Source organism: Bacillus benzoevorans (assembly GCF_014207535.1).
GTDB classification, from domain to species: domain Bacteria; phylum Bacillota; class Bacilli; order Bacillales; family Cytobacillaceae; genus Bacillus_BD; species Bacillus_BD benzoevorans.
This window is the reverse complement of record NZ_JACHGK010000007.1, coordinates 182281-203093: the sequence shown is the minus strand read 5'-3', so window position 1 is coordinate 203093 and position 20813 is coordinate 182281. Positions and strand designations below refer to the sequence as shown.

The 20813-nt window shown below is 39.1% G+C and carries 21 protein-coding genes and 2 pseudogenes; 14 read left to right on the top strand and 9 right to left on the bottom strand.

The features are described 5' to 3' along the window. Positions 1-257 precede the first annotated feature (257 nt). From HNR53_RS11845 to HNR53_RS11825, 5 genes are all read left to right on the top strand, one after another. Complete coding sequence (locus HNR53_RS11845) at positions 258-1664, top strand: isochorismate synthase (RefSeq protein ID WP_246439545.1); 1407 nt, start codon at positions 258-260, stop codon at positions 1662-1664. Continuing rightward, positions 1661-3409 (top strand): 2-succinyl-5-enolpyruvyl-6-hydroxy-3-cyclohexene-1-carboxylic-acid synthase, encoded by a 1749-nt coding sequence (menD, locus tag HNR53_RS11840; RefSeq protein WP_184526177.1) that lies wholly within the window; start codon positions 1661-1663, stop codon positions 3407-3409. The genes HNR53_RS11845 and menD overlap by 4 nt, the downstream gene beginning before the upstream one ends. Next, positions 3391-4224, top strand: coding sequence for a 2-succinyl-6-hydroxy-2,4-cyclohexadiene-1-carboxylate synthase (gene menH / locus HNR53_RS11835; RefSeq protein WP_377802080.1), 834 nt, complete (start codon positions 3391-3393; stop codon positions 4222-4224). Before menD ends, menH begins: the two co-directional genes overlap by 19 nt. A gap of 94 nt (positions 4225-4318) precedes the next feature. After that, positions 4319-5137: a 1,4-dihydroxy-2-naphthoyl-CoA synthase gene (menB, locus tag HNR53_RS11830; protein ID WP_184526175.1), complete on the top strand. Its 819-nt coding sequence runs from the start codon at positions 4319-4321 to the stop codon at positions 5135-5137. 84 nt (positions 5138-5221) lie between these two features. Beyond that, positions 5222-6694, top strand: a complete 1473-nt coding sequence (locus tag HNR53_RS11825; RefSeq protein WP_246439551.1) for an o-succinylbenzoate--CoA ligase — start codon at positions 5222-5224, stop codon at positions 6692-6694. A gap of 78 nt (positions 6695-6772) precedes the next feature. On the opposite strand, the gene HNR53_RS11820 is transcribed toward HNR53_RS11825, so the two are convergent. Beyond that, a complete protein-coding gene (locus tag HNR53_RS11820) occupies positions 6773-7795 on the bottom strand; it encodes a metal ABC transporter solute-binding protein, Zn/Mn family (RefSeq protein ID WP_184526171.1) in 1023 nt (340 codons plus the stop codon). 210 nt (positions 7796-8005) lie between these two features. Between HNR53_RS11820 and HNR53_RS11815 the strand changes: the two genes are divergently transcribed. Beyond that, positions 8006-8569, top strand: a complete 564-nt coding sequence (locus HNR53_RS11815) for a beta-class carbonic anhydrase (protein ID WP_184526168.1) — start codon at positions 8006-8008, stop codon at positions 8567-8569. Positions 8570-8601: 32 nt separating this feature from the next. Here the strand turns inward: HNR53_RS11815 and yidD are convergent, their stop codons facing one another. Beyond that, complete coding sequence (yidD, locus tag HNR53_RS11810; RefSeq protein ID WP_184526166.1) at positions 8602-8850, bottom strand: membrane protein insertion efficiency factor YidD; 249 nt, start codon at positions 8848-8850, stop codon at positions 8602-8604. 247 nt (positions 8851-9097) lie between these two features. Here yidD and HNR53_RS11805 point away from each other — a divergent pair, with 247 nt between their 5' ends. Next, positions 9098-9568, top strand: a complete 471-nt coding sequence (locus HNR53_RS11805) for an S-ribosylhomocysteine lyase (RefSeq protein ID WP_184526164.1) — start codon at positions 9098-9100, stop codon at positions 9566-9568. Between the two features lie 109 nt (positions 9569-9677). Here the strand turns inward: HNR53_RS11805 and cls are convergent, their stop codons facing one another. The 3 genes from cls to HNR53_RS11790 form a co-directional block, all read right to left on the bottom strand. Then, on the bottom strand, positions 9678-11126 hold the full coding sequence (gene cls, locus HNR53_RS11800) for a cardiolipin synthase (RefSeq protein WP_184526222.1): 1449 nt from the start codon (positions 11124-11126) through the stop codon (positions 9678-9680). A gap of 18 nt (positions 11127-11144) precedes the next feature. After that, positions 11145-11324 (bottom strand): YtzI protein, encoded by a 180-nt coding sequence (ytzI, locus tag HNR53_RS11795; RefSeq protein ID WP_184526162.1) that lies wholly within the window; start codon positions 11322-11324, stop codon positions 11145-11147. A 209-nt stretch (positions 11325-11533) separates the two neighbouring features. Further along, positions 11534-11791 (bottom strand): DUF6154 family protein, encoded by a 258-nt coding sequence (locus tag HNR53_RS11790; protein WP_184526160.1) that lies wholly within the window; start codon positions 11789-11791, stop codon positions 11534-11536. 164 nt (positions 11792-11955) lie between these two features. On the opposite strand from HNR53_RS11790, the gene HNR53_RS11785 reads away from it, so the two are divergent. Then, entirely contained in the window at positions 11956-12291 is a 336-nt protein-coding gene (locus HNR53_RS11785) for a hydrolase (RefSeq protein WP_184526157.1), read from the top strand. A gap of 59 nt (positions 12292-12350) precedes the next feature. Then, entirely contained in the window at positions 12351-12839 is a 489-nt protein-coding gene (gene ytkD / locus HNR53_RS11780; RefSeq protein WP_184526155.1) for an RNA deprotection pyrophosphohydrolase, read from the top strand. 2 nt (positions 12840-12841) lie between these two features. On the opposite strand, the gene HNR53_RS11775 is transcribed toward ytkD, so the two are convergent. The 3 genes and pseudogenes from HNR53_RS11775 to HNR53_RS11765 form a co-directional block, all read right to left on the bottom strand. Continuing rightward, on the bottom strand, positions 12842-13657 hold the full coding sequence (locus tag HNR53_RS11775; RefSeq protein WP_184526153.1) for an ABC transporter permease: 816 nt from the start codon (positions 13655-13657) through the stop codon (positions 12842-12844). Then, a complete protein-coding gene (locus HNR53_RS11770; RefSeq protein ID WP_184526151.1) occupies positions 13635-14417 on the bottom strand; it encodes an ABC transporter ATP-binding protein in 783 nt (260 codons plus the stop codon). The genes HNR53_RS11775 and HNR53_RS11770 overlap by 23 nt, the downstream gene beginning before the upstream one ends. A 97-nt stretch (positions 14418-14514) precedes the next feature. After that, a pseudogene (locus HNR53_RS11765) lies at positions 14515-14976 on the bottom strand (ABC transporter substrate-binding protein); the annotation flags it as partial. A 167-nt stretch (positions 14977-15143) separates the two neighbouring features. On the opposite strand from HNR53_RS11765, the gene HNR53_RS11760 reads away from it, so the two are divergent. From HNR53_RS11760 to HNR53_RS11745, 5 genes are all read left to right on the top strand, one after another. Beyond that, entirely contained in the window at positions 15144-16412 is a 1269-nt protein-coding gene (locus tag HNR53_RS11760) for a phospholipase D-like domain-containing protein (protein WP_184526149.1), read from the top strand. Further along, positions 16405-16527, top strand: a complete 123-nt coding sequence (locus tag HNR53_RS23420) for a hypothetical protein (RefSeq protein ID WP_281391831.1) — start codon at positions 16405-16407, stop codon at positions 16525-16527. Before HNR53_RS11760 ends, HNR53_RS23420 begins: the two co-directional genes overlap by 8 nt. Before the next feature lie 50 nt (positions 16528-16577). Next, positions 16578-17849 (top strand): DNA cytosine methyltransferase, encoded by a 1272-nt coding sequence (locus tag HNR53_RS11755; protein ID WP_246439544.1) that lies wholly within the window; start codon positions 16578-16580, stop codon positions 17847-17849. A gap of 187 nt (positions 17850-18036) precedes the next feature. Continuing rightward, positions 18037-18240 carry a hypothetical protein gene (locus HNR53_RS11750; RefSeq protein ID WP_184526147.1) on the top strand — a complete coding sequence of 68 codons (204 nt, stop codon included), beginning with the start codon at positions 18037-18039 and terminating at the stop codon, positions 18238-18240. A 62-nt stretch (positions 18241-18302) separates the two neighbouring features. Next, positions 18303-19910 (top strand): recombinase family protein, encoded by a 1608-nt coding sequence (locus tag HNR53_RS11745; protein ID WP_246439543.1) that lies wholly within the window; start codon positions 18303-18305, stop codon positions 19908-19910. A gap of 99 nt (positions 19911-20009) precedes the next feature. Here the strand turns inward: HNR53_RS11745 and HNR53_RS11740 are convergent. Next, a pseudogene (locus tag HNR53_RS11740) lies at positions 20010-20573 on the bottom strand (ABC transporter substrate-binding protein); the annotation flags it as partial. Between the last annotated feature and the right edge of the window lie 240 nt (positions 20574-20813).

Genomic DNA, 20813 nt, shown 5'->3' with positions numbered 1-20813 from the left:
ATCCCCCATATTTTTTCTATATAAGTAGTTAGGTTAAGTACATGTCTGACAAATAAAGTTTAGACAATGTTCATTATTTCTTTACAGATTTAGTTTAGGAAAAGATGAAGAGGGTGTCAATGTGTTTTTGATGGGAAACTGGATTCATACCATTTCTAATAATAAGGAAAAGAAACGGATAATGGCAAAGAGATAGCTGTTATGTTATGATAGTAAAGATTACTTCATTGTAGAGCGATTTGTTTGGAGGGGTTTTTTTGGTTACCATTCAACAGACGGAACTAAAAGATGGAATTCACAGGGCGATTGAGATGGCAAAAAAAGAATCTGCCTCCATTTTAGTTAGTGAGATCCATAACATTGGTTTCATCGATCCTTTCTTGTTTTTTATACATGGAAAAGATAAATATGCCGGGGAACGATTTTTTTGGAAAGAATCAGCAGGCGATAAATATATGGTTGGGCTCGGAGCAGCCAAACAAATTAAATCAGAGCAGGAAACTGGTCGCTTTTTTCATGTTGAGAAAGAATGGAAACAATTCTTAGAAAAAGCGATCATTTTTGATCATTATCATAAATCTGGTACCGGTCCTGTTGCTTTTGGCGGTTTTTCTTTTGATCCGCTAAAAAAGAAAACAAAGCTTTGGGCTAAATTTGCCAACTCTCTTTTTCATTTACCAAAGTTTATGTTAAGTGTGATGGAAGGAGAGGCCTATTTAACAACAAATATTGTTTGTACTGCACAAGATGATCTGTCCATTTATGATAAATTGGAGCAGGAGAGACAAGACTTAATTAAAGCAGTAAAACAGCATTTTGCACTCAAGCCATTCGATCTTAGTGAAAAGATTGAAATAAAGCCGGAAGAATGGAAACAAGCCGTTACGCAGGTTGTAAAAGATATTAAAAACGGTCCCCAGAAAAAAGTGGTATTAGCAAGAGAATTACGGCTGATATTTAATGCGGAAGTCCAGGTTGAAAGTGTCCTGCAAAATTTGTTAACAGAGCAAAGCGACAGCTATGTTTTCGCTTTTGAAGCAAATGGGGACTGCTTTATCGGTGCTTCTCCGGAACGGTTAGTTAAAAAAGAAAATGATCGGGTTTATTCTACTTGTTTAGCAGGTTCGATTGCCAGAGGAACAAATAGACGAGAGGATGAACAGCTGGGCAGACAGCTGTTAAATGATGCTAAAAACCTGGGTGAGCATCAATATGTTGTAGATATGATCAAGGAAGCGATGGAGGATACTTGTTCTGAAGTGAGCATTCCAAACCAGCCAAGCCTTTTAAAGCTAAGGCATATTCAGCATTTATTCACTCCTGTAAAAGGAAAGGCCAGCCCGGGAACATCACTCCTGATGATGGCCCAAAGGCTGCATCCGACTCCTGCGTTAGGAGGGCTGCCTAAAGTAGCTGCCTTGCTGAAAATCAGGGAAGTAGAGGATTTGGATCGGGGCCTATATGGCGGACCGATCGGCTGGTTTGACTATCAAGGTAACGGTGAGTTTGCAGTAGCGATTCGTTCCGGATTGATTCAAGAAAATGAAGCATCTATTTTTGCCGGCTGCGGAGTGGTCGGAAATTCTGAAGCAGAATTAGAATATCAGGAAACGAAGATTAAGTTCAAACCGATGTTATCAGCACTTGGGGGAATAAAGTCATGAGTCATCAGCTAGCATTAACTACTTATATTGCCGCCTTTGTATCCGAGCTTGTTTCTTCTGGAGTAGAGGATGTTGTCATAAGTCCAGGTTCTCGTTCGACACCGATTGCGATGGTGATGGCAGAACACCCGGGGCTTCGAATTCATATTCATGTCGATGAAAGGTCGGCTGCATTTTTTGCCCTGGGAATTGCGAAGGCTGCGCAAAAACCAACTGTATTGTTATGTACATCCGGTACAGCGGCTGCAAATTATTATCCAGCGATTACAGAGGCTAAAATCTCACGCGTGCCTTTAGTGGTATTAACAGCAGACCGTCCGCATGAATTAAGAGATGTCGGTGCACCGCAAACAATCGATCAAATCCATCTGTATGGTCAACATGTAAAATGGTTTGTCGAAATGGCTCCTCCGGAACATTCAGAGGAATTAATCCGTTATGCGCGCACGGTTTGTGCGAGGGCCGTTGCGACAGCGGCACAAGTGCCGGCAGGACCTGTGCATATAAACTTTCCTTTGCGTGAACCGTTAATCCCTGTATTGGAAAATGATCAAGTTTTTATTCAGGCAGAACGGACATCAGGTTATGTAAAAATCAATCTTCCGACTATTTCATTAAAAGAAGCTGAATTTAATCATTATGCGGAACTGATACAGACGGCACAAAAAGGAATTATTGTTTGCGGACAGATTGAGGATGGGGATTTTTCCTCGGCAGTAACAGCCTTTGCTGAAAAACTACAATTTCCAATTTTAGCCGATCCTTTATCGCAGCTGCGCAGCGGAGAGCATAGCGGGAAATGGATTATTGATACGTATGATGCTTTTTTACGTTTTGATGAGATCAAACAAAGACTAAAACCTGATTTGATTATTCGCTTTGGTTCTATGCCCGTATCTAAAGCGTTGTCATTTTTCTTAAAAGAAAATCGTTCGGCACAGCAGATTGTCGTGGATGGCGGCGTAGGCTGGCGTGATCCGTCGATGCTGTCAACGGAAATGGTCTATTGTCAGGAGACGATTTTTTGCCAGGAAACAGGCAGGAGACTTTCTGTAACGTCTGTTTCCCAGTATGCTAAAGAATGGCAGCAATTGAATGCTCACACGAAGCAGGCGCTGGCGGCAATTAACGAGACAAAGGAATTAAGTGAAGGGAAGCTCTTTTATCAGCTGGCAGAACTGCTCCCGGAGGATGCGGCCTTATTTGTCGGAAACAGTATGCCAATCCGCGATCTGGATTCTTTCTTCCACTATAATCAAAAACGGATTAAGGTGATGGGAAACAGAGGGGCCAACGGGATTGACGGAACGATTTCCACTGCCCTTGGAGCAGCAGTCATTTCCCAGCCGCTGTATTTAATTGTCGGCGATTTGACCTTTTTCCATGATCTGAATGGTTTGATTGCCGCTAAAATGCAGCAGTTAAATATCACGATTCTTTTAATTAATAATAATGGCGGGGGCATTTTTTCTTTTCTGCCACAATCCAATCATCCAAAGCATTTTGAACTGTTGTTTGGAACACCACTAGATTTGGACTTTAGTCAAGCGGTACAGATGTATGGCGGTGAATTCACTTCAATCACTGATTGGGAGCATTTTAGAACTGCTGTCATGCAGGATAGGGAGAAAAAAGGCTTGAGGGTTTTACAGATTGTGACAGACCGCAACGAAAATGTAAAAGAACATCGTGAATTGTGGAATGTTGTTTCCCAGGAAATAAACGAATGGAAGAATTTAGACTGATGCATTGTGAAATTAATGGTCTAAATTATTATATAGAAGAAAGAGGGAGTGGATTTCCACTTATCCTCCTGCATGGATTTACCGGTGATTGTAGTACATGGGAGCCTTTTTATCAGGAATGGAGCGGGCACAGCCGGCTGATCGCGATCGATATTATCGGTCATGGAAAATCGGATTCTCCCGAACAAATTGAACGTTATGATATGCTATCGGTCACGAACGATATAAAGAAAATTCTTGAACAGCAGCTGCATATTGAAAAAGCAGATCTATTAGGTTATTCAATGGGTGGACGTCTGGCCTTGAGTTTCGCAATCCTGTTTCCGCAAATGGTGCGTAAATTGATTCTTGAAAGCTCTTCTCCAGGGTTAGAATCTGAAACGGAGAGAGAAAATAGAAGAAAGCAGGACGAGAAACTGGGTCTATTTATTTTAGAGCAGGGCATGGAAAAGTTTGTTGATTACTGGGAGAATATCTCCCTCTTTGCCACGCAAAAAAAACTTCCGTCACCAAAGCAGGAAAGAGTACGGAAACAGCGTCTGAAGAATTCAGATATTGGACTGCACAATAGCTTAACGGGTATGGGGACAGGGGCACAGCCATCATGGTGGCAGCAATTACATAAAATTGAAGCAGAAACACTGCTTGTGACCGGCAGTCTGGATGAAAAATTTTGCTTAATCGCCAAGAAAATGATGAAGAAAATCAAACAATGCAAGTGGCTGGAGGTTGACGGCAGCGGTCATGCAATTCATGTGGAAAATCCGGATAAATTTGGTACAATAATGAAGAGGTTTTTGTCGAACTCGAATTAAGAGCAACAGAGGGGCAAAAAGTGGACATTCTATTGAAATTGGTGCTGTTCAATTTGATTAGGATGTTGTCATTTTAATAAAGGAGGAATTTTAAATGGCAGTAGAATGGGTTGCGGGACGTCAATATGAAGACATCCTGTATGAAACTTATAATGGAATCGCGAAGATTACCATTAATCGTCCAGAAGTGCGAAATGCGTTTCGTCCGAAAACAGTGATGGAATTAATTGACGCATTTGCTTATGCACGCGATGACGAAAACGTAGGTGTGATTGTTTTAACTGGTGCAGGAGATATGGCCTTTTGTTCAGGCGGCGACCAAAAAGTACGCGGTCATGGCGGCTATGTGGGAGAAGACCAAATTCCGCGTTTAAATGTCCTTGATTTGCAGCGCTTAATTCGTGTGATTCCGAAACCAGTTATTGCGATGGTGAAGGGATTTGCCATTGGCGGAGGGCATGTTTTACATATCGTATGTGATTTAACCATTGCAGCGGACAATGCGATCTTTGGCCAGACAGGACCAAAAGTGGGCAGCTTTGACGGAGGGTACGGTGCCGGCTATTTAGCAAGAATGGTTGGCCATAAAAAGGCCCGCGAAATTTGGTACTTATGCCGCCAGTATAATGCCCAGGAAGCATTGGATATGGGACTTGTTAATACAGTGGTTCCGCTTGATAAAATCGAAGAAGAGACGATTCAATGGTGTGAAGAGATCTTAGCCAAAAGTCCGATGGCCTTACGTTTCTTAAAAGCAGCATTTAATGCGGATACAGATGGCTTAGCTGGTATCCAGCAATTAGCCGGAGATGCAACACTGCTTTATTACACATCTGATGAAGCAAAAGAAGGCCGCGATGCCTTTAAAGAAAAACGTCAGCCAAATTTCGGACAGTTCCCAAGATTTCCTTAATGATTGAATGTGAAAAACTTGCAGCTTGGTGGATAACCATCAGGCTGTTTTTCTATGGAGAAGGTGAGAAGATTGAAACAAGCAATGCCAAATTGGCTGAAAAAACGTGCATTTTTAACACCGAATCGTCCGGCTGTTTCCTTTGAAGGAAGGACGATAACCTTTGCGGAATTGTATCAGAGTGTCTTCAATATGGCCGGAAAATTAGCCGCCAGCGGTTTAAAAAGAAAGCAATTTGCGGGGGTACTGCTGCGTAATCATCCGGATTCTGCCGTCATGTTACTAGCGTTACAGCTGCTGGGAGTCCGGGCGGTTATCTTAAATAACCGCTTAAGTGCTGAAGAACTCATCTGGCAGTTGGAGGACTCGCAAGCTGCTTTTCTCATTAGTGAAGAGCTATTTGCGGAAAAGCGAGAAAGAATAGGCCGCATGCTGCCGGAATTGCCTCAATTAACGAAAGAAAGACTGTCCGAAGTGAATTTTGTTGAGCCGGATGAATGCACCGAAATCGATATGGATGAAATCTGTACGATTATGTATACTTCCGGTACAACCGGTCATCCAAAAGGAGTCATCCAAACCTACGGGAATCATTGGTGGAGTGCAACAGGTTCCGTCTTGAATCTTGGTCTGCATGAGAATGACTGCTGGCTTTGTACCGTTCCCCTTTTTCATATCAGCGGCTATTCTATTTTAATGAAGTCAATCATATATGGCATGAAAATGGTCCTCCATGAAAAATTTGATCCTGGAAAAACAGTACAGGACATAGAATCCGAACATGTCACGATTATGTCAGTTGTTAGTACAACTTTGACACGTATTTTGGAACACCTGCAGGGAGATAAACTTCCCGACTATTTCCGCTGCATGCTGCTCGGCGGGGGACCAGCATCACTGCCGCTGCTCGAGGAATGTGTCGCGAAAGATATTCCTGTTTATCAAACATACGGGATGACCGAAACTTCGTCGCAAATCGTGACATTGGCTCCGGAAGACAGCATTAGAAAACTGGGTTCAGCAGGGAAAACACTTTTTCCGTCCCAGCTTAAAGTAATTGCCGAAGGAAATAGAGAGGCTGCTGTGCATGAAGCCGGTGAAATCGTTGTTAAGGGTCCGAATGTAACAACGGGATATTTGAACAGGGAAGAGACTTCCAAGCAGGATATTCGTGACGGGTGGCTGCATACGGGGGATATCGGTTATGTGGACGAAGAGGGTTTTTTATTTGTTCTCGATAGAAGGTCTGATCTCATCATTTCCGGCGGTGAAAATATTTATCCGGCTGAAATTGAAGGGGTGCTCACTTCCCATCCATCGATTATGGATGCAGGCATTATCGGACGCAAAGATGAAAAATGGGGGGAAGTCCCCGCTGCTTTTATTGTGCAAAAAAGCCCTGTTACGGAAAGTGAACTGCTGGAGTATTGCTCGCAGAGACTGGCGAAATATAAAATTCCAAAGTATTTTTATTTTATTGATGAAATCCCAAGAAATGCATCCAAGAAAATATTGCGCAGGGAATTAAGAACATGGTTCAGCAGTAAAAATAAATAAATGAAGCAAAAGCAAAAAAAATCAGAGCTTCTCGGGGAAGGGAAGCTCTGATTTTTTCATAAAAGCCGTGAAATCTCATTATTTCAGTAAGGCTTTTTTCAAGACGTCGATATTATGCTGCATTAAAGTATAATAATCTTCGTTGTTTTTCAGGTCTTTAGCTGTTAAGGTGGATAAATTATGCAGGGTCAATGCATCGGCACCGATTTCCTTTTGCACGGTTTCAGTCAGCTTTGAACTGACATTTTGCTCAAAAAAGATGTATTTTAAATGATGCGCTTTTGCCGTATCAATAACACCAGCTAAATCCTTTTGTGATGGCTCGCTTGATGTAGACAGACCGGCGATACTGATTTGTTCAATTCCGTACCGTTTTTCCCAATAGCCGAATGCCGCGTGCGAGACGAGAATCTTTTTATCTTTCGCGTTTTTGCCAATGTCGGCAAACTTGTCATCAATTTGCGCAAGCTTAAGTGATAATGTATTGTAATTTTTAATAAATTGCTCTTCTTTTTCCGGCATTTGTTTAATTAATTCATCTTTAATCATTTCAGCCATTTGCATGGAATAAACCGGGTCGAGCCATACATGTGGGTCAATGTCTCCATGTGCATGAACGTGTTCCTCATCAGCAGACTTGCCAGTTTCATCATGGGCAAGTTCTTCTTCTGTATGTCCTTTCGTTTCATCAGCAGCATGTTCTGATCCAACTGCTTTATTTTCCTTTGCGTTCTCCTCAAATTGAATAGCGTCACCTGCTGCAAGGAAAGTGACCTTTTCATTTTTTAATGATTCTTTCGTCTTTTCCACAAAGCCTTCAAGACCAAGACCTACATAAATAAATAGATCGGCATCAGCCAGTTTCATCATATCCTGTTGAGTCGGTTCAAAGGTATGTTCATCTGCTCCCGGTGGATAAATCGTTTCCACTTTTACAGCATCCCCGCCAATTTGCTGCGTGAAAAATTGCAGCGGATAAACAGTTGTATAGACGGTGAGCTTGCCCCCTGTTTTTGTTTCTTGAGTTTTCTTTTCTCCACAGCCGCTTAAAAATAAGCTGACAGACAGAAGAAGGCTCAAGAATAGTAGTAGCTTCTTCATTTTTTTCCCCTCTCATCCCATAAAACAAATTCATTCCGATTTAATATATAAAAGAAGCAATGATTACTACTTTTTAAAATAATTCGTAATCATTCCGATTTTCTAATCTTACAAAAAAAATAAAAAAAAATCAAGGTAAAAATGTGTCATATTTTGTCTTAATTCTGTATGCTAATACTTAGATGAATTTACATGAAAGGTGCTCAAAATATGAAAGCATTAGGAGAAATACTTACATTCAATGAAAAATTCGTTGCTGAAAAAAAATATGAGGAATTTTCAACCAGCAAACTCCCTAATAAAAGAATGGTCATCTTAACCTGTATGGATACCCGGCTTTTGGAATTGCTTCCACGTGCCATGAATGTTAGAAACGGTGATATTAAGCTGATAAAAAATGGCGGTGCCGTGATTAACCATCCCTTCGGAAGTGTAATGAGAAGTATTTTAGTCGCCGTATACCAGCTTCATGCAGATGAAGTCCTTGTCATCGGTCATTATGACTGCGGCATGGGCGGTTTAAAGGCTGATGAAATGATTGAAAATATGAAGGAACGCGGTGTAAAGGAAGAAACACTCGAAACCATTGAGTATTCCGGCATTGATGTGAAAAAGTGGCTGAGAGGATTTAGCAAGGTAGAGGATAGTGTTGCCAATAGTGTGAAGATCATTAAAAATCATCCGTTATTACCGGAAAATGTTCCTGTACACGGTTTATTGATCAATCCGGAAACGGGTAAATTAGACTTGGTGATTAATGGGTATGAAGAATAGAAGAGACGCTGTACAGGTATGTACAGCTTTCTCTATTTGTGCGGCTTTGACCTTAGACCTTCCCATGTATTCGGAACAGGGTCAACCCCGCCTGGATGAAAGGGGTGGCATTTGAGGATTCTTTTAATGGTGAGCCACCCGCCTTTTAATGCCCCAAACCGTTTAACAGATTCGAGTCCGTAATGGGAACAAGTCGGGTAAAAGCGGCAAGTGGGTGGCTTTAGGGGTGATATCACCATTTGATAAAATTTTATCATGCCGATAAAAATAGATTTTAACATGAATATTAAGCCTTCTTTTTAAATAAATTTTCACAGGGATCGATTTGAATATCATTTCACGCTGGCTTTACAGCATAAAAATAACATATATCGCATCATTAGTCTAAAAGAAAGATGAATCCGTTGATGAAACAATGGAGCATTTGCGATATAATCAATTTTAGTGTGCAGACTTCGTTCTGCCGGTAAAGGATCCTGCAGCCATGTATAGTAAGTTAGTGATCAAAAATGTTTAGGAGTGATGAAAATGCCTTCAGTAGAAAGCTTTGAATTAGATCATAATGCCGTGAAAGCTCCATATGTGAGACATTGTGGTGTTCATCAGGTTGGAACAGATGGTGTGGTCAATAAATTTGATATTCGTTTTTCCCAGCCGAATAAGGAGAATATGCAGCCGGATGCCATCCATTCGCTGGAGCATTTGCTGGCGTATAATATTAGAGGATGCGCTGAGAAATACGATTTTGATATTATCGATATTTCGCCTATGGGCTGCCAGACTGGCTTTTATTTAGTAGTCAGCGGTGAACCGACCGTTGATGAAGTGATTGATTTGCTGGAAGCAACCATGAAGGTTTGCTTAGAGGCAACTGAAGTACCAGCAGCTACTGTATTACAGTGCGGTCAGGCAAAGATGCATACGCTTGAAGGAGCAAAACGATTAATGCGTTATTGGCTGCAGCATAGCAAGGATGAACTTAAGCAGGTAATGGCCTAAGTAACAAGGCGGAAGCTATAAAAACACATCGTGTCTAGAAAAAGAAATCGGTAGTTCCGCCGATTTCTTTTTTTAATGCAGTGATGTTCAAGTTGGAAGCGAAAGCAGATTACAGGATTGGTGATAAAAGACGGGAAATGGATTCTTTGAAGCGGATATAAAGCGGGCGCTTTTTATATTCGTCGATTGTGAGCACCTTTGACACTTCTAAATCCCGGCAAAAGATCTCTGTCAGCTGTTTCGCAATCCCTTCATCATAGATAAAGGAATTGACCTCAAAGTTTAGTCTGAAACTGCGGACATCGATATTGGCGGTGCCTACGGAAGAGAGCTTTTCATCTACGACTAATGTTTTAGCATGAATAAAACCATTATTATAAATATAAACCTTGGCACCAGTTTTTAAAATTTCTCCAATATGCGACATCGTGGCCCAATAAATAAAAGGATGGTCTGGCTTATTCGGGATCATGATCCTGACATCTTTGCCAGTAAGAGAGGCAATCTTTAAGGCATCCATCACACTCGCGTCCGGAATAAAGTAAGGAGTTTGAATCCAAATCGATTTTTTGGCTGATGAAATTAATTTAATAAAGCCGTATTTAATTTGTTCCAGTTCTGAGTCCGGTCCGCTGGATACAATTTGCATGCCAATATTTCCTATCGTTTCGACGCTTGGAAAAAGGTTGGGCGAATAGGAAATGTCATAACGGTGTGAAGCCTGGTTCCAATCTAATATAAACCGGGTTTGAATTGCATAAACCGCGCTTCCTGTAATGCGAAGATGAGTATCCCTCCAATACCCGAATTTTTCTTTTAACCCGAGATATTCATCCCCCACATTAAAGCCGCCTAAGTAGCCGATTTTCCCATCAATGATTACGAGCTTTCTGTGATTGCGAAAATTGATCCGAAAATTAATTAAAGGCAGTTTTGAAGGGAAGAAAGCCTCCACTTCACCTCCGGCTGCTTTCAGTTCTTTTAAGGACTTTTTTTGTAATGATTTCGATCCAAGGTCATCGTAAAGGATGCGTACCTTTACACCTTGTTTGACCTTTTGCGTTAGTAGATTGATTAATTTTGTTCCTAAATCATCATTTTTAAATATATAATATTGCAAATGAATAAAATCCTCCGCACTGCGGATGTCTTTAAATAGGGAGTTGAATTTTTCCTTTCCGTCTGTAAAAATTTTTACCGTATTATCGGCTGTTAAAATGGCATCATTGTTGTCAAGGAGCATATAAATAAGCCCCTTATTGTTCTCGATAATTTCATTTGCATAAGGCAGATTACCTGTGCGGAAATTGATCGTCTGCTCGGCGATTAACTGTGAAATGCCGATTTTCTTTCGATCTTCCCAAAGAAATAGATGCTGCCGATTAAGGTTTTGTCCTAGGAGTAAGTATAGAATAAATCCAAGAATGGGAATAAAGGTAAGGACCATCAGCCATGCCCATGTTGTACCCGGATCTTTATTTTCCAAAAAGATGACGATAATCGCTAAAATGATGTTTAACAAAAGAATCAGACTGACAATTATAGTATAAAGATCCATCATTTTAAAAACCTTTCTCTATTTTTGCTCATTTTTTTGCTCATGATTTTGTTCATCCAGTTCACTTGCTATATGCGGGTTTTCTTCCAGAGGATCAATGGTATGTTTATATTGATAAGCCTTGTTGGTGGTGATAACACTTAGAAGCAATATAACGAAAACGATGATGACCGATAAGATAATAATGGTGGTAAGCAAACGTAAATCCCTCCTTTACATAATGATTCTATTTTACCATGAAATGAAATTTTTTCCTGTTAAAAACGATTATTAGCATGAACATCGGGGTTTTCTTAAAGTTATAAGAGTCCGCGGGACAGCAAGGAGAGCCTTTATAGAAATAAAAACCGCTTCACCTCTGGTGAAGCAGTTTTTGAATTATGCTGAAATATATGTACTAATTTGATTTAGTGAAGGTTACGCTGGTTAGGAAAAGGATGGCGCCGCTGGCCGTAATCCTCTTGGGCAAATTTCACTTTGAGGTTTTCGATTAAGTATAATCCCATTAAATTATATAATTCTTGTTCGTCCATCTCATAAATAAGATGTAATAAGTCATCGCGTGTCATTTCTTCAAGGAATGCGAACGCTAACATATCGATATCTTCTTCATCCCCGGTCAACTTGTCTCTATACAATTCGTAAAGCTCATCTACAAGTTTCATAATCATACACCTCCACCTTTAGTATATAATGTCTTTGCAATTTTTACATTATATTTAATTTGACCTCTAATTATGAAAAAATGCAATATTCTTTTAAAAAATTCACATAAGATGGGGGAGAAATAGGGGACGATAAGGAAAAAACAGATTAGGAGCTGCAGAGTATGGAACAAAAGAAAACCTATTATATTGAGATTGGCAGTGGTGAAATTACACAAAGTGCCACAGACTCGACATGGAACTACAAAATTGAAGCAACTGATGAGGAAATTAGAAAGCTCCGTGAGCAATTTGATTTCATTGATCAGAATGAACCGGCAGATTTTTTGCGGGCCCATATCCCGTTTAAAGAATATCATTTCGATAAGGAAAATGATGTTTATGATGAGGCATTAAAAAAGATATATGGTATGGTCTATAAGCTGGGAGATCATGAAGCTCGAAAAACCATCAATGAAATGGGGATTTTACAACAGGGATCGGAAACATTCGATTGCTAAAGGTTCATTTCCACCTATAATAAAGGTATGAGATGTGCTGAAAGATAGAGGTGGAAACTATGGAAGTATTTCAGGATCACAATGGCGGACAAGTTAAGATTTCCAGTACCCGGGATTCCTTTTCTCAAGCTGCAAAGCATGTGCTGGTGATATGCCGTTTTTATGGGCAATGGTTATTAACAAAGCACAAAACAAGAGGCTGGGAATTTCCCGGCGGCAAGAAGGAAGCGGGGGAAACGCTGGAACAAGCTGCGGTGCGCGAGATAGAAGAGGAAACGGGAGCTCAGGTCAAATCCTTGCAATGGATTGGAGAGTATGAGGTAACCCATACAGAGGGCACATTTGTAAAAGCCATATTCTTTGCTGAAGTTGACGCGCTGCTTCCGAAAAATAACTATTTTGAAACGAATGGACCGGTTTTAATCAACGGAGATATTTTATCCTTGCGCTGGCAGGAGCAGTTTAGTTTTATTATGAAGGATCAAGTTGTGGAACAAGCTGTAACACAGATTATGGAGGTCTGCAAGGCAGGGAAAAACGGCAACTGAGGCTAGTTGCCGTTTTTGATTAATTTCCTCTCTAAGTATTCAACAAGCTGATACATAATGGTAGCAAAAACAGCAATGACGAGCAGAGAGAGGAATACGAGGGTGAAATTAAAGACTTGGAATCCGTATATAATCATATAACCGAGCCCTTTTGATGACACTAAGAATTCGCCGACAATGACCCCAACCCAGGAGAGACCGACATTTACCTTTAAGGTGGAAATGATAACAGGGAAGGATGCTGGGAGAATGGCCTCTTTAAAAGATTGCAGCCGGGTGGCTCCGAAGGTTTGCAGTACCTTCAAATAGTTGGGGTCTACTTCACGAAATGAGGTGTAGACCACGATCGTAGTGATGATGATGGAGATCATAGCCCCCATCGTCATGATCGATGTAAAATTTGGTCCGAGAGCGACAATCAGGATGGGGCCAAGTGCCACTTTTGGCATCGCATTTAGAATGACTAAATAAGGATCCAATACCTTTGACAGCATGGGAGACCACCACAAAAGAGCTGCTAACAGAGTGCCGAGAATAGTACCCAGTAGAAAGCCAAAAACCGTCTCAGATAAAGTAATACCTAAATGGACCATTAAGGACCCATCCTGAATTTTTTCGAAAAGTAATTGAACGATTTTCGCAGGCGAACTGAAGATGAGCGGATCGATCCATTGCTTTTGACTGGACAGCTCCCAGCTGCTGAAAAAGACAAGAAAGATAATAAGCTGGTAAAAACGGACTTTGCCCTTTTCTCTTTTCAGCGTGTAGAGATACTGTTGATGGAGAAGGCTGATATTATGGGACGGTTTCGGTTTCAAGGGATTTCAACTCCTTCCAAATCATCTGAAACAGCTCCTGGAAGACTTTATGGTTGTTGCGTGCTTGAAATGGAGGCAGCTTCCTTAATTCTTCCGGTACAAGAAAGGTTTTGTAAAGCTTGCCGGGACGGGCGGAAAGAAGAAAAATCCGATCGCTCATGGCAATGGCTTCGCCAATATCATGTGTAACGAGAATAGCTGTCTTGCGAAACTGTTTTAATGTTTCAAAGACGAGATCCTCTAAATTGAGCTTTGTTTGATAATCCAAGGCGGAAAATGGCTCGTCAAGCATTAATAGCTTTGGCTCAGTTGACAATGTCCGTACAAGGGCGGCTCTTTGTCTCATTCCTCCTGATAACTGTTTTGGATACTGGTGCTCAACATTTTGCAGCCCCATTTTCTTTAATAAGTTTAATGTGTACTGTTTCGTCTCCTCATTTAAACGTTTATTTAATTTAAGGCCAAGCTGAATATTCTGTTCAATCGTTTTCCAAGGGAATAAATAGTCCTGCTGCAGCATGTAGCCAATGTCATTTTCAGCCGCCGAGACAGGTTTGCCCTCTAACTTAACCGTTCCTTCCGTTGGCTGGAGCAGACCGGCGATAATGGAGAGCAAGGTCGTTTTTCCGCAACCGCTTGGTCCAAGCAGTGAGACAAATTCTCCCTCTTCCACTTCGATGGAAATATCATACAGGGCCGTAACGGCCGATTTCTTTGTAAAATACGTGTGATGAACATTAGAGATGCGCAAAAAGTCCATTTTCAGCTCTCCTAAAAAGAGGGGTCTGACCCCGAGTGTATTCATGTGTGCATGCTTAAGTGCCTTAAGCAAGCGGGAGCGGTCCCCGCTTACAGCACTATTTTATTACTTTCTCCGCTATTTCTGTATTGACAAGTTTAGTATGTTCAATCCGTTTTGGCAGTTCACCTGCTTCATCCATAATGTTTTGCAGGTTATTCCACTCTTCCTCGTCTAAAATCGGGTTCAAAGCAAAGGAACCTTGCGTTTTATAACGGTCAACAGAAGATTCAATAATCTCCATATCAGTATCGGCAAAATATTTTTCAATTAGTTTTGCTGTTTCCGCTGCACTATGTTCGTTCACCCAAACTTGAGCTTTATAAATAGCACGGGTAAATTTCTCCACTAAGTCTTTATGCTCAGTGATATAGCTTTCTTTACTCATAAATGTGGTGTAGGGTACATGACCGGATTCCATTCCAAAGGAGGCAACGACAAATCCTCTGCCTTCTTTTTCAAACATGCTTGCCTGCGGTTCAAATAACTGCACAAAATCACCTGTACCTGAAATGAAAGCATAAGGGTACTAAATGCACTGCCTATATAACCATTGCCTCGTGCTGGGATGGTTTCCATTAAGATTAGTTTAGCTATCTAATGATTGTTACAACATCATTGATACATGTAAAATAATTTATAAACACCTGTATAAATGGATAAAAACTAAATAGTGGAGGGGAAATTTTGAATACATATTATCGGACTTATAATGATGTTCCTAAACAGTTGTGGAAAAGGCATGTGAGAGGTAGTTCACTAGTGCTATTAGAAAAACTAATGGATGAATTAACTGGTGCAAAAAGGATATTCATTTCCTTCTTTCTATATAATAATCCTTTTTTACATAAGTTTTTAGAAGATATGAGCGAACAGGGGTGTGAAATATATATTTATAGCATTCCTTTAGATGGATATGATGCAGCAGTTAAGCAATTATATAAGAGAGATTATTCTGAAGAAAACAGTGTAAACTTTTCAAAATTTGATTATGCTCAGAGAACTTATAATAGAATAAGCAATAATAATCAAAACATTTCACTGAAAATATTTCCACATACTTATATTTGGTACAAAGTAAAATTTAATAGGGGTAAAAATTTATTTAGCCTGCACAATAAATCAATTATGGCCGAATTTGAAAATAGCGTAAAGTGTATTTCAAGTTCGTGCAATTTTGCCTTTGGAGACCCTCCCCATAGTGATAGTTTCATAGTTATTGAGGGGAAGAATACGGATGCAGAAAAAATGTTTAAAAAGTATTTTTCAATTTTAGACAAATTATCTTATTCAATTAATGAGTATATAGATTTTAGAAAGACATATTATGATTTTGATTATATTGTAAATCCTGTAAACCTTGAAGATACATATTCTTTGGATTATTTTACAGCGCCATTTATTAAATACAATGGAATAGGAAGCAATCATTATGTTCAGGAACAAATTATAAAATTTATTAAATCGGCACAAAATCAAATATATATCTGTGCGCAGCATATCAATGACATTGAATCTTTTGATGAAAACGCAGCAAGTATCGTACAATGTTTGATCGATATGGATAAAAATGTAGTTATTAAGGTGCTGAAACAAACACGTCCAGAAAATCAAAAACAAGGGGACAGAACGGTCAGTACTGAGGAAGCGCTAAAAAAATGTTCAAATGTGTCCCAAAAATATTGGACTCCTACTATTCATGATAAATTTATTATTGTTGACGATAAGAAAATGTTGTTTACTACCGCAAATTTTACACCGACTGCATTTGCGTGGGAGGAAAATCATTTAATGTCATATGAGGTAGTGAGGAAAGATGGAAGAAAAGAAACTGTTAAAAGAAGAAATACATTTTCTGAGGTAAACTCCTTCCATTTTATTGAAGATAAAAATCTTGTAGAAAAATACATAAAACATTTTGAAAACTTATGGAATAAGAGTGCATTTATTGAATAAGCAGAAACGATTTATCCCATACGTAAAAGAGTGGTTTTTCGGTATCTATTATTTTGGCTGGCGGAAGGAAAACATTTGTTTGTTCTGGGATATTATTATCATTGAAAAAACCTAATATAATCAGTAAACTTAAGGTTAGGATTTCCTGAAAGGAGGAGCAGATATTTGAGTATTAAATTAAATGAACGGGGAAGAGGGAAATTCAAGCCTGCTCCAGATTACAAGCCTGAAGAAGTAAAACAACTATTAATGGAAAAAATCAATGATGAGCTTGAATCGATCATTGAAGCTGATAGTGATTTTTCACATGATGATATTTCCTATCGAAAAGAGAAAATGAATTTAGTTTCGCTTTTCTCAGGAGCTGGGGGATTGGACCTTGGATTGGAATTAGCCGGTCTTGCTGCGGTAATAGGAGAAGAAGCAGCGCTGGAGGCTTTTAGAGATAAAGAAACATACAACAAAGTCCGACATCAAAGCATCTTTCATACGGTCTATGTCAATGACATCTTTCCAGAAGCTTTACAAACCTATGAAATGAATCATGATAAAGAGATTTACATTCATCAAAAGGATATTCGAAAAGTAAAAGAATTTCCAATGGGGGATATTGTATTAGGTGGATTCCCTTGTCCTGGATTTTCAGAAGCCGGGCCTCGGTTAATTGATGATGAAAGAAATTTTCTTTATTTGCACTATATACGCTGTCTAATGCAGACACAGCCAGCCATTTTTATCGGTGAAAATGTCAAAGGGATGATGACATTAGGTAAAGGCGAGGTGTTCAAGCAGATTGTCGAAGATTTTGCTGCTGCGGGTTACACTTTATATACAAGATTAGTCAATGCAAGAGACTATGGGGTGGGGCAGATAAGGGAACGGGTGATCCTTGTCGGAGTAAGGAATGACTTAGATTTTGAATACGCATTTCCGAATCCTACTCATGGTAAAGAAAAAGGATTAAAACCTTTTGTAACTTTAGAAGAAATTATTGGGGATTTAAGAGAGAACCCAGGACCGTATTTTACTGGTTCTTATTCAACTATTTTTATGAGCCGAAACCGTAAAAAGCGTTGGGATGAGCAGAGTTTTACGATTCAAGCATCGGGGCGTCAGGCGCCTATCCACCCAGGCGGGCTGCCGATGGAAAAAGTGGAAACAAACAAATGGATTTTTCCTGATGGAGAAGAGAACAATCGAAGACTGTCAGTAAAAGAAATAAAAAGAATTCAAACATTCCCAGATTGGTACGAGTTTTCAATGGGAGACAGCCAAAAACTTCAATATAACAGCAAATTGGACAAGATTTACAAACAAGTCGGAAACGCTGTTCCTGTTCTTTTAGCCAAAAGTATTGCGCAGCCTATTGCAGATTGGGCGGTTCAGTATGCAAAAGAGAAAGCAGTACAATCAAACCAATTAAGGCTGCCTGTATAATTACTGGCAATTAATATGAAACAAAAAACCAAAAGGAAGCTTTGTGATTTTAAGCTTCCTTTTGTTTTTTTATCCCTAAATTCTCACATTCTTCAAATCGATTTTATTTGTGCATGTACATAAAGAATAAGACAAATTTTAAACTTCATATATTGAAGGGAAAAATACCAACTGGGTGGGTGACACGATGATTAGAAATAAAATGGGAGAACAACAAAATGAAGTTATCTTTGGAGGAATAAAATATATCTATAAGACGGATAAGGAATTTGATTACTTAATCGATCATTCGAACAATAAAGTGAAAGTAAATTTAAAATTTTCAAAGGATAAGGAAAAAAATCTAGTGGCGAAAAATGGATTAAAGACCTTTTTTTCACGAATATCTTGATGATATTCTTTTTTTTCGCGCTACAATCTGGGAAATGAAACAGGTGAAAAGGGGCAGGGAAAATGATGAAACGAGTATGGTGTCTATATCGCGTATCATCAAAGAAACAAGTTAGTGCAGAAAATGATATTCCAATGCAAAAACAAGTGTGTCGAGCATTTGTCAAAAAACAAATGGATTGGGAGATAACAAAAGAATTATCAGAAAATGGTGTTTCGGGTTGGAAGTTAAAAACAAAGGATAGAGATGAATTGACCACTATCAAAGAGGCGGCGATTCATAATGAATTTGATATATTACTAGTGTATATGTTAGATAGAATTGGAAGAAGAGAAGATGAATCACCTTATGTTGTAAATTTCTTGAACCAGCACAACATTGAGGTTTGGTCTACAGTGGAAGGGCAAAGAAAAACGGATACGCACATTGATAAACTTTTAAACTATATTAGTTTTTGGCAAGCAGACGGTGAAAGCCAGAAAACATCTCAGCGGGTAAAGGATGCTAAAAGACAGCGCAGTCAACTGGGATATTATCAAGGCGGGGTTATTCCAACTGGATATAAGCTTGTTGAAACAGATGAAGCACACTGGAAGAGTAAGGATAAAAAAATGAAAGAGCTTGTTATTGACGAAAAGGAAGCAGATATGGTTAAACTGATTTTTAGTTTATACATTGATAAACATATGGGGTATCGTAAAATTGTTGATTACTTAAATAGTAAGGGATATCGTAATCAAGATGGTCAAATATTTGGAGTTAGTACGATTCAAAGGATATTAGCCAATCCGGTTTATATTGGCAGGAAACGATATAAAGAAACTGATGTTGGCAAAGATGGAGGAACACAACCATATAACGAAAAATTGAGAATTGTTTCAGATGATCTATTCAACCAAGCCGAAAAAATTCGGATTACAAGGAGCGAAAAGTTAAAAGACCAGGATAAAACAGGAATACCACTAGCGGGAAAATTGATGTTTTCAGGATTAGCCTATTGTAAATATTGTGATGCCAAGCTAAGTGGCCACTATTTATACAGGAAGCAGAAATACGCGTATAGAAACGATTATTACAAAAATATTGTTTATCGTTATCGCTGTCCTTTAAACAAGGGGAGACTTCACTGCGAACATGCTCAAAATATATGGGGCGCTAAAAAGTATGATGCCATTATGATTAATCAGATAAAAGAGGTCATTTCGCAATTAGATTTAACATCCTTTATTGACAGTTCAATCAATCAAAAAGAAGCGATGATCAAACTCAAGGAAAGTAATATAAAGAATTTGGAAAGTGAAATTCGTTCACACCGTAATCATCTAAAAAAGCTAAATGCAGAAATCTCCAAATCATTAATGGAGGAAAGTGACTTTACACCAAAACAATTATCGACCGCAATCACAAGTATAGAAGATAAGATAAAACATATAACAGATACATTAAGCACTTTGAAATCTGAAGTAGAAAGAGAAAAAGAACATTATTCAGATGTAAACTTTATAGCCAATGAGCTAAAAAATTGGGAAATAAGGTTCGATCATGCAGATGAAAATTTAAAAAAGGCTATGCTTTCAAGAATTATTGACAGAGTCTCTCTAGGTAAAAATGAAGTTGACATCACTTTTAATTTAGCACTGGAAGAATGTATGCAACACGTGAAATGCTAAAAACGCCAGGAAATGTTAATTGGCGTTTTTTTTATGTCTCTCCATTATTAACATAGTTATTGTACATGAGCCTTTGACCTAAAAGCAGTGTATTTTGTTACCGTATGATAAGGCATTTGCGATGTTCGCGAAATCGATGTTTTGAATTAAATTGAGATCATTTTGCGGGTTAATTCCATGACCTTTCAGTACGAATTCCCCAACCATTTGCGGCATTCCGCCTTTCCTTTGACCTAAAAAGTCACTGCCCTTAAGCATATCCCATGTGAAATGATCGATTTTCTCACGTGAAACGAGAAAGGTTCCGTCTGTTTGAGTCAACTGGGCGAAATTAATCACGGGATCAGTGGAACCCTGAGCAGAAACATAGATCGATGTTTCTGAACCGACAAGAGCAATATCGGCACCGCCAGAGACAAGGGTAGTCATCGTTTTATCCCCGCCCCAAGTAGTGGTTAATTCAATATCGAGCCCCTCTTCGGCAAAAAAGCCTTTTTCAATTGCTGCATATAGCGGGGCATAAAAAATCGAACGGGTTACTTCAGCTACTCTTACCTTTTCTGTTTTTTCTGTCGTATCTTTCTTTCCCGTTCCACATGCTGTAAGAACAATGACGAGCAAACTTAGGAGCAGTAAAAAGGCAGATTTACACCACTTTTTCATACGAAAAGTCCCCCTTTTTTTTTGAAAATTAGGAATCATGAGCCTAAATTATCGTATGAAAAATAAAAAAATGTGTGAATGCCTATAAGCAGGACTATAAAGCCATTGGTAAGGGTTACAAAAGTCTGGTGGTAATAAATAGACAATGGACAAAAGGAGTGGTTTTCGCATAACATGGAGATTGTGTTTGTACTAGCTGGATTTGAAAATAATAAAAAATAATGAAAAGGTTTTTTTATC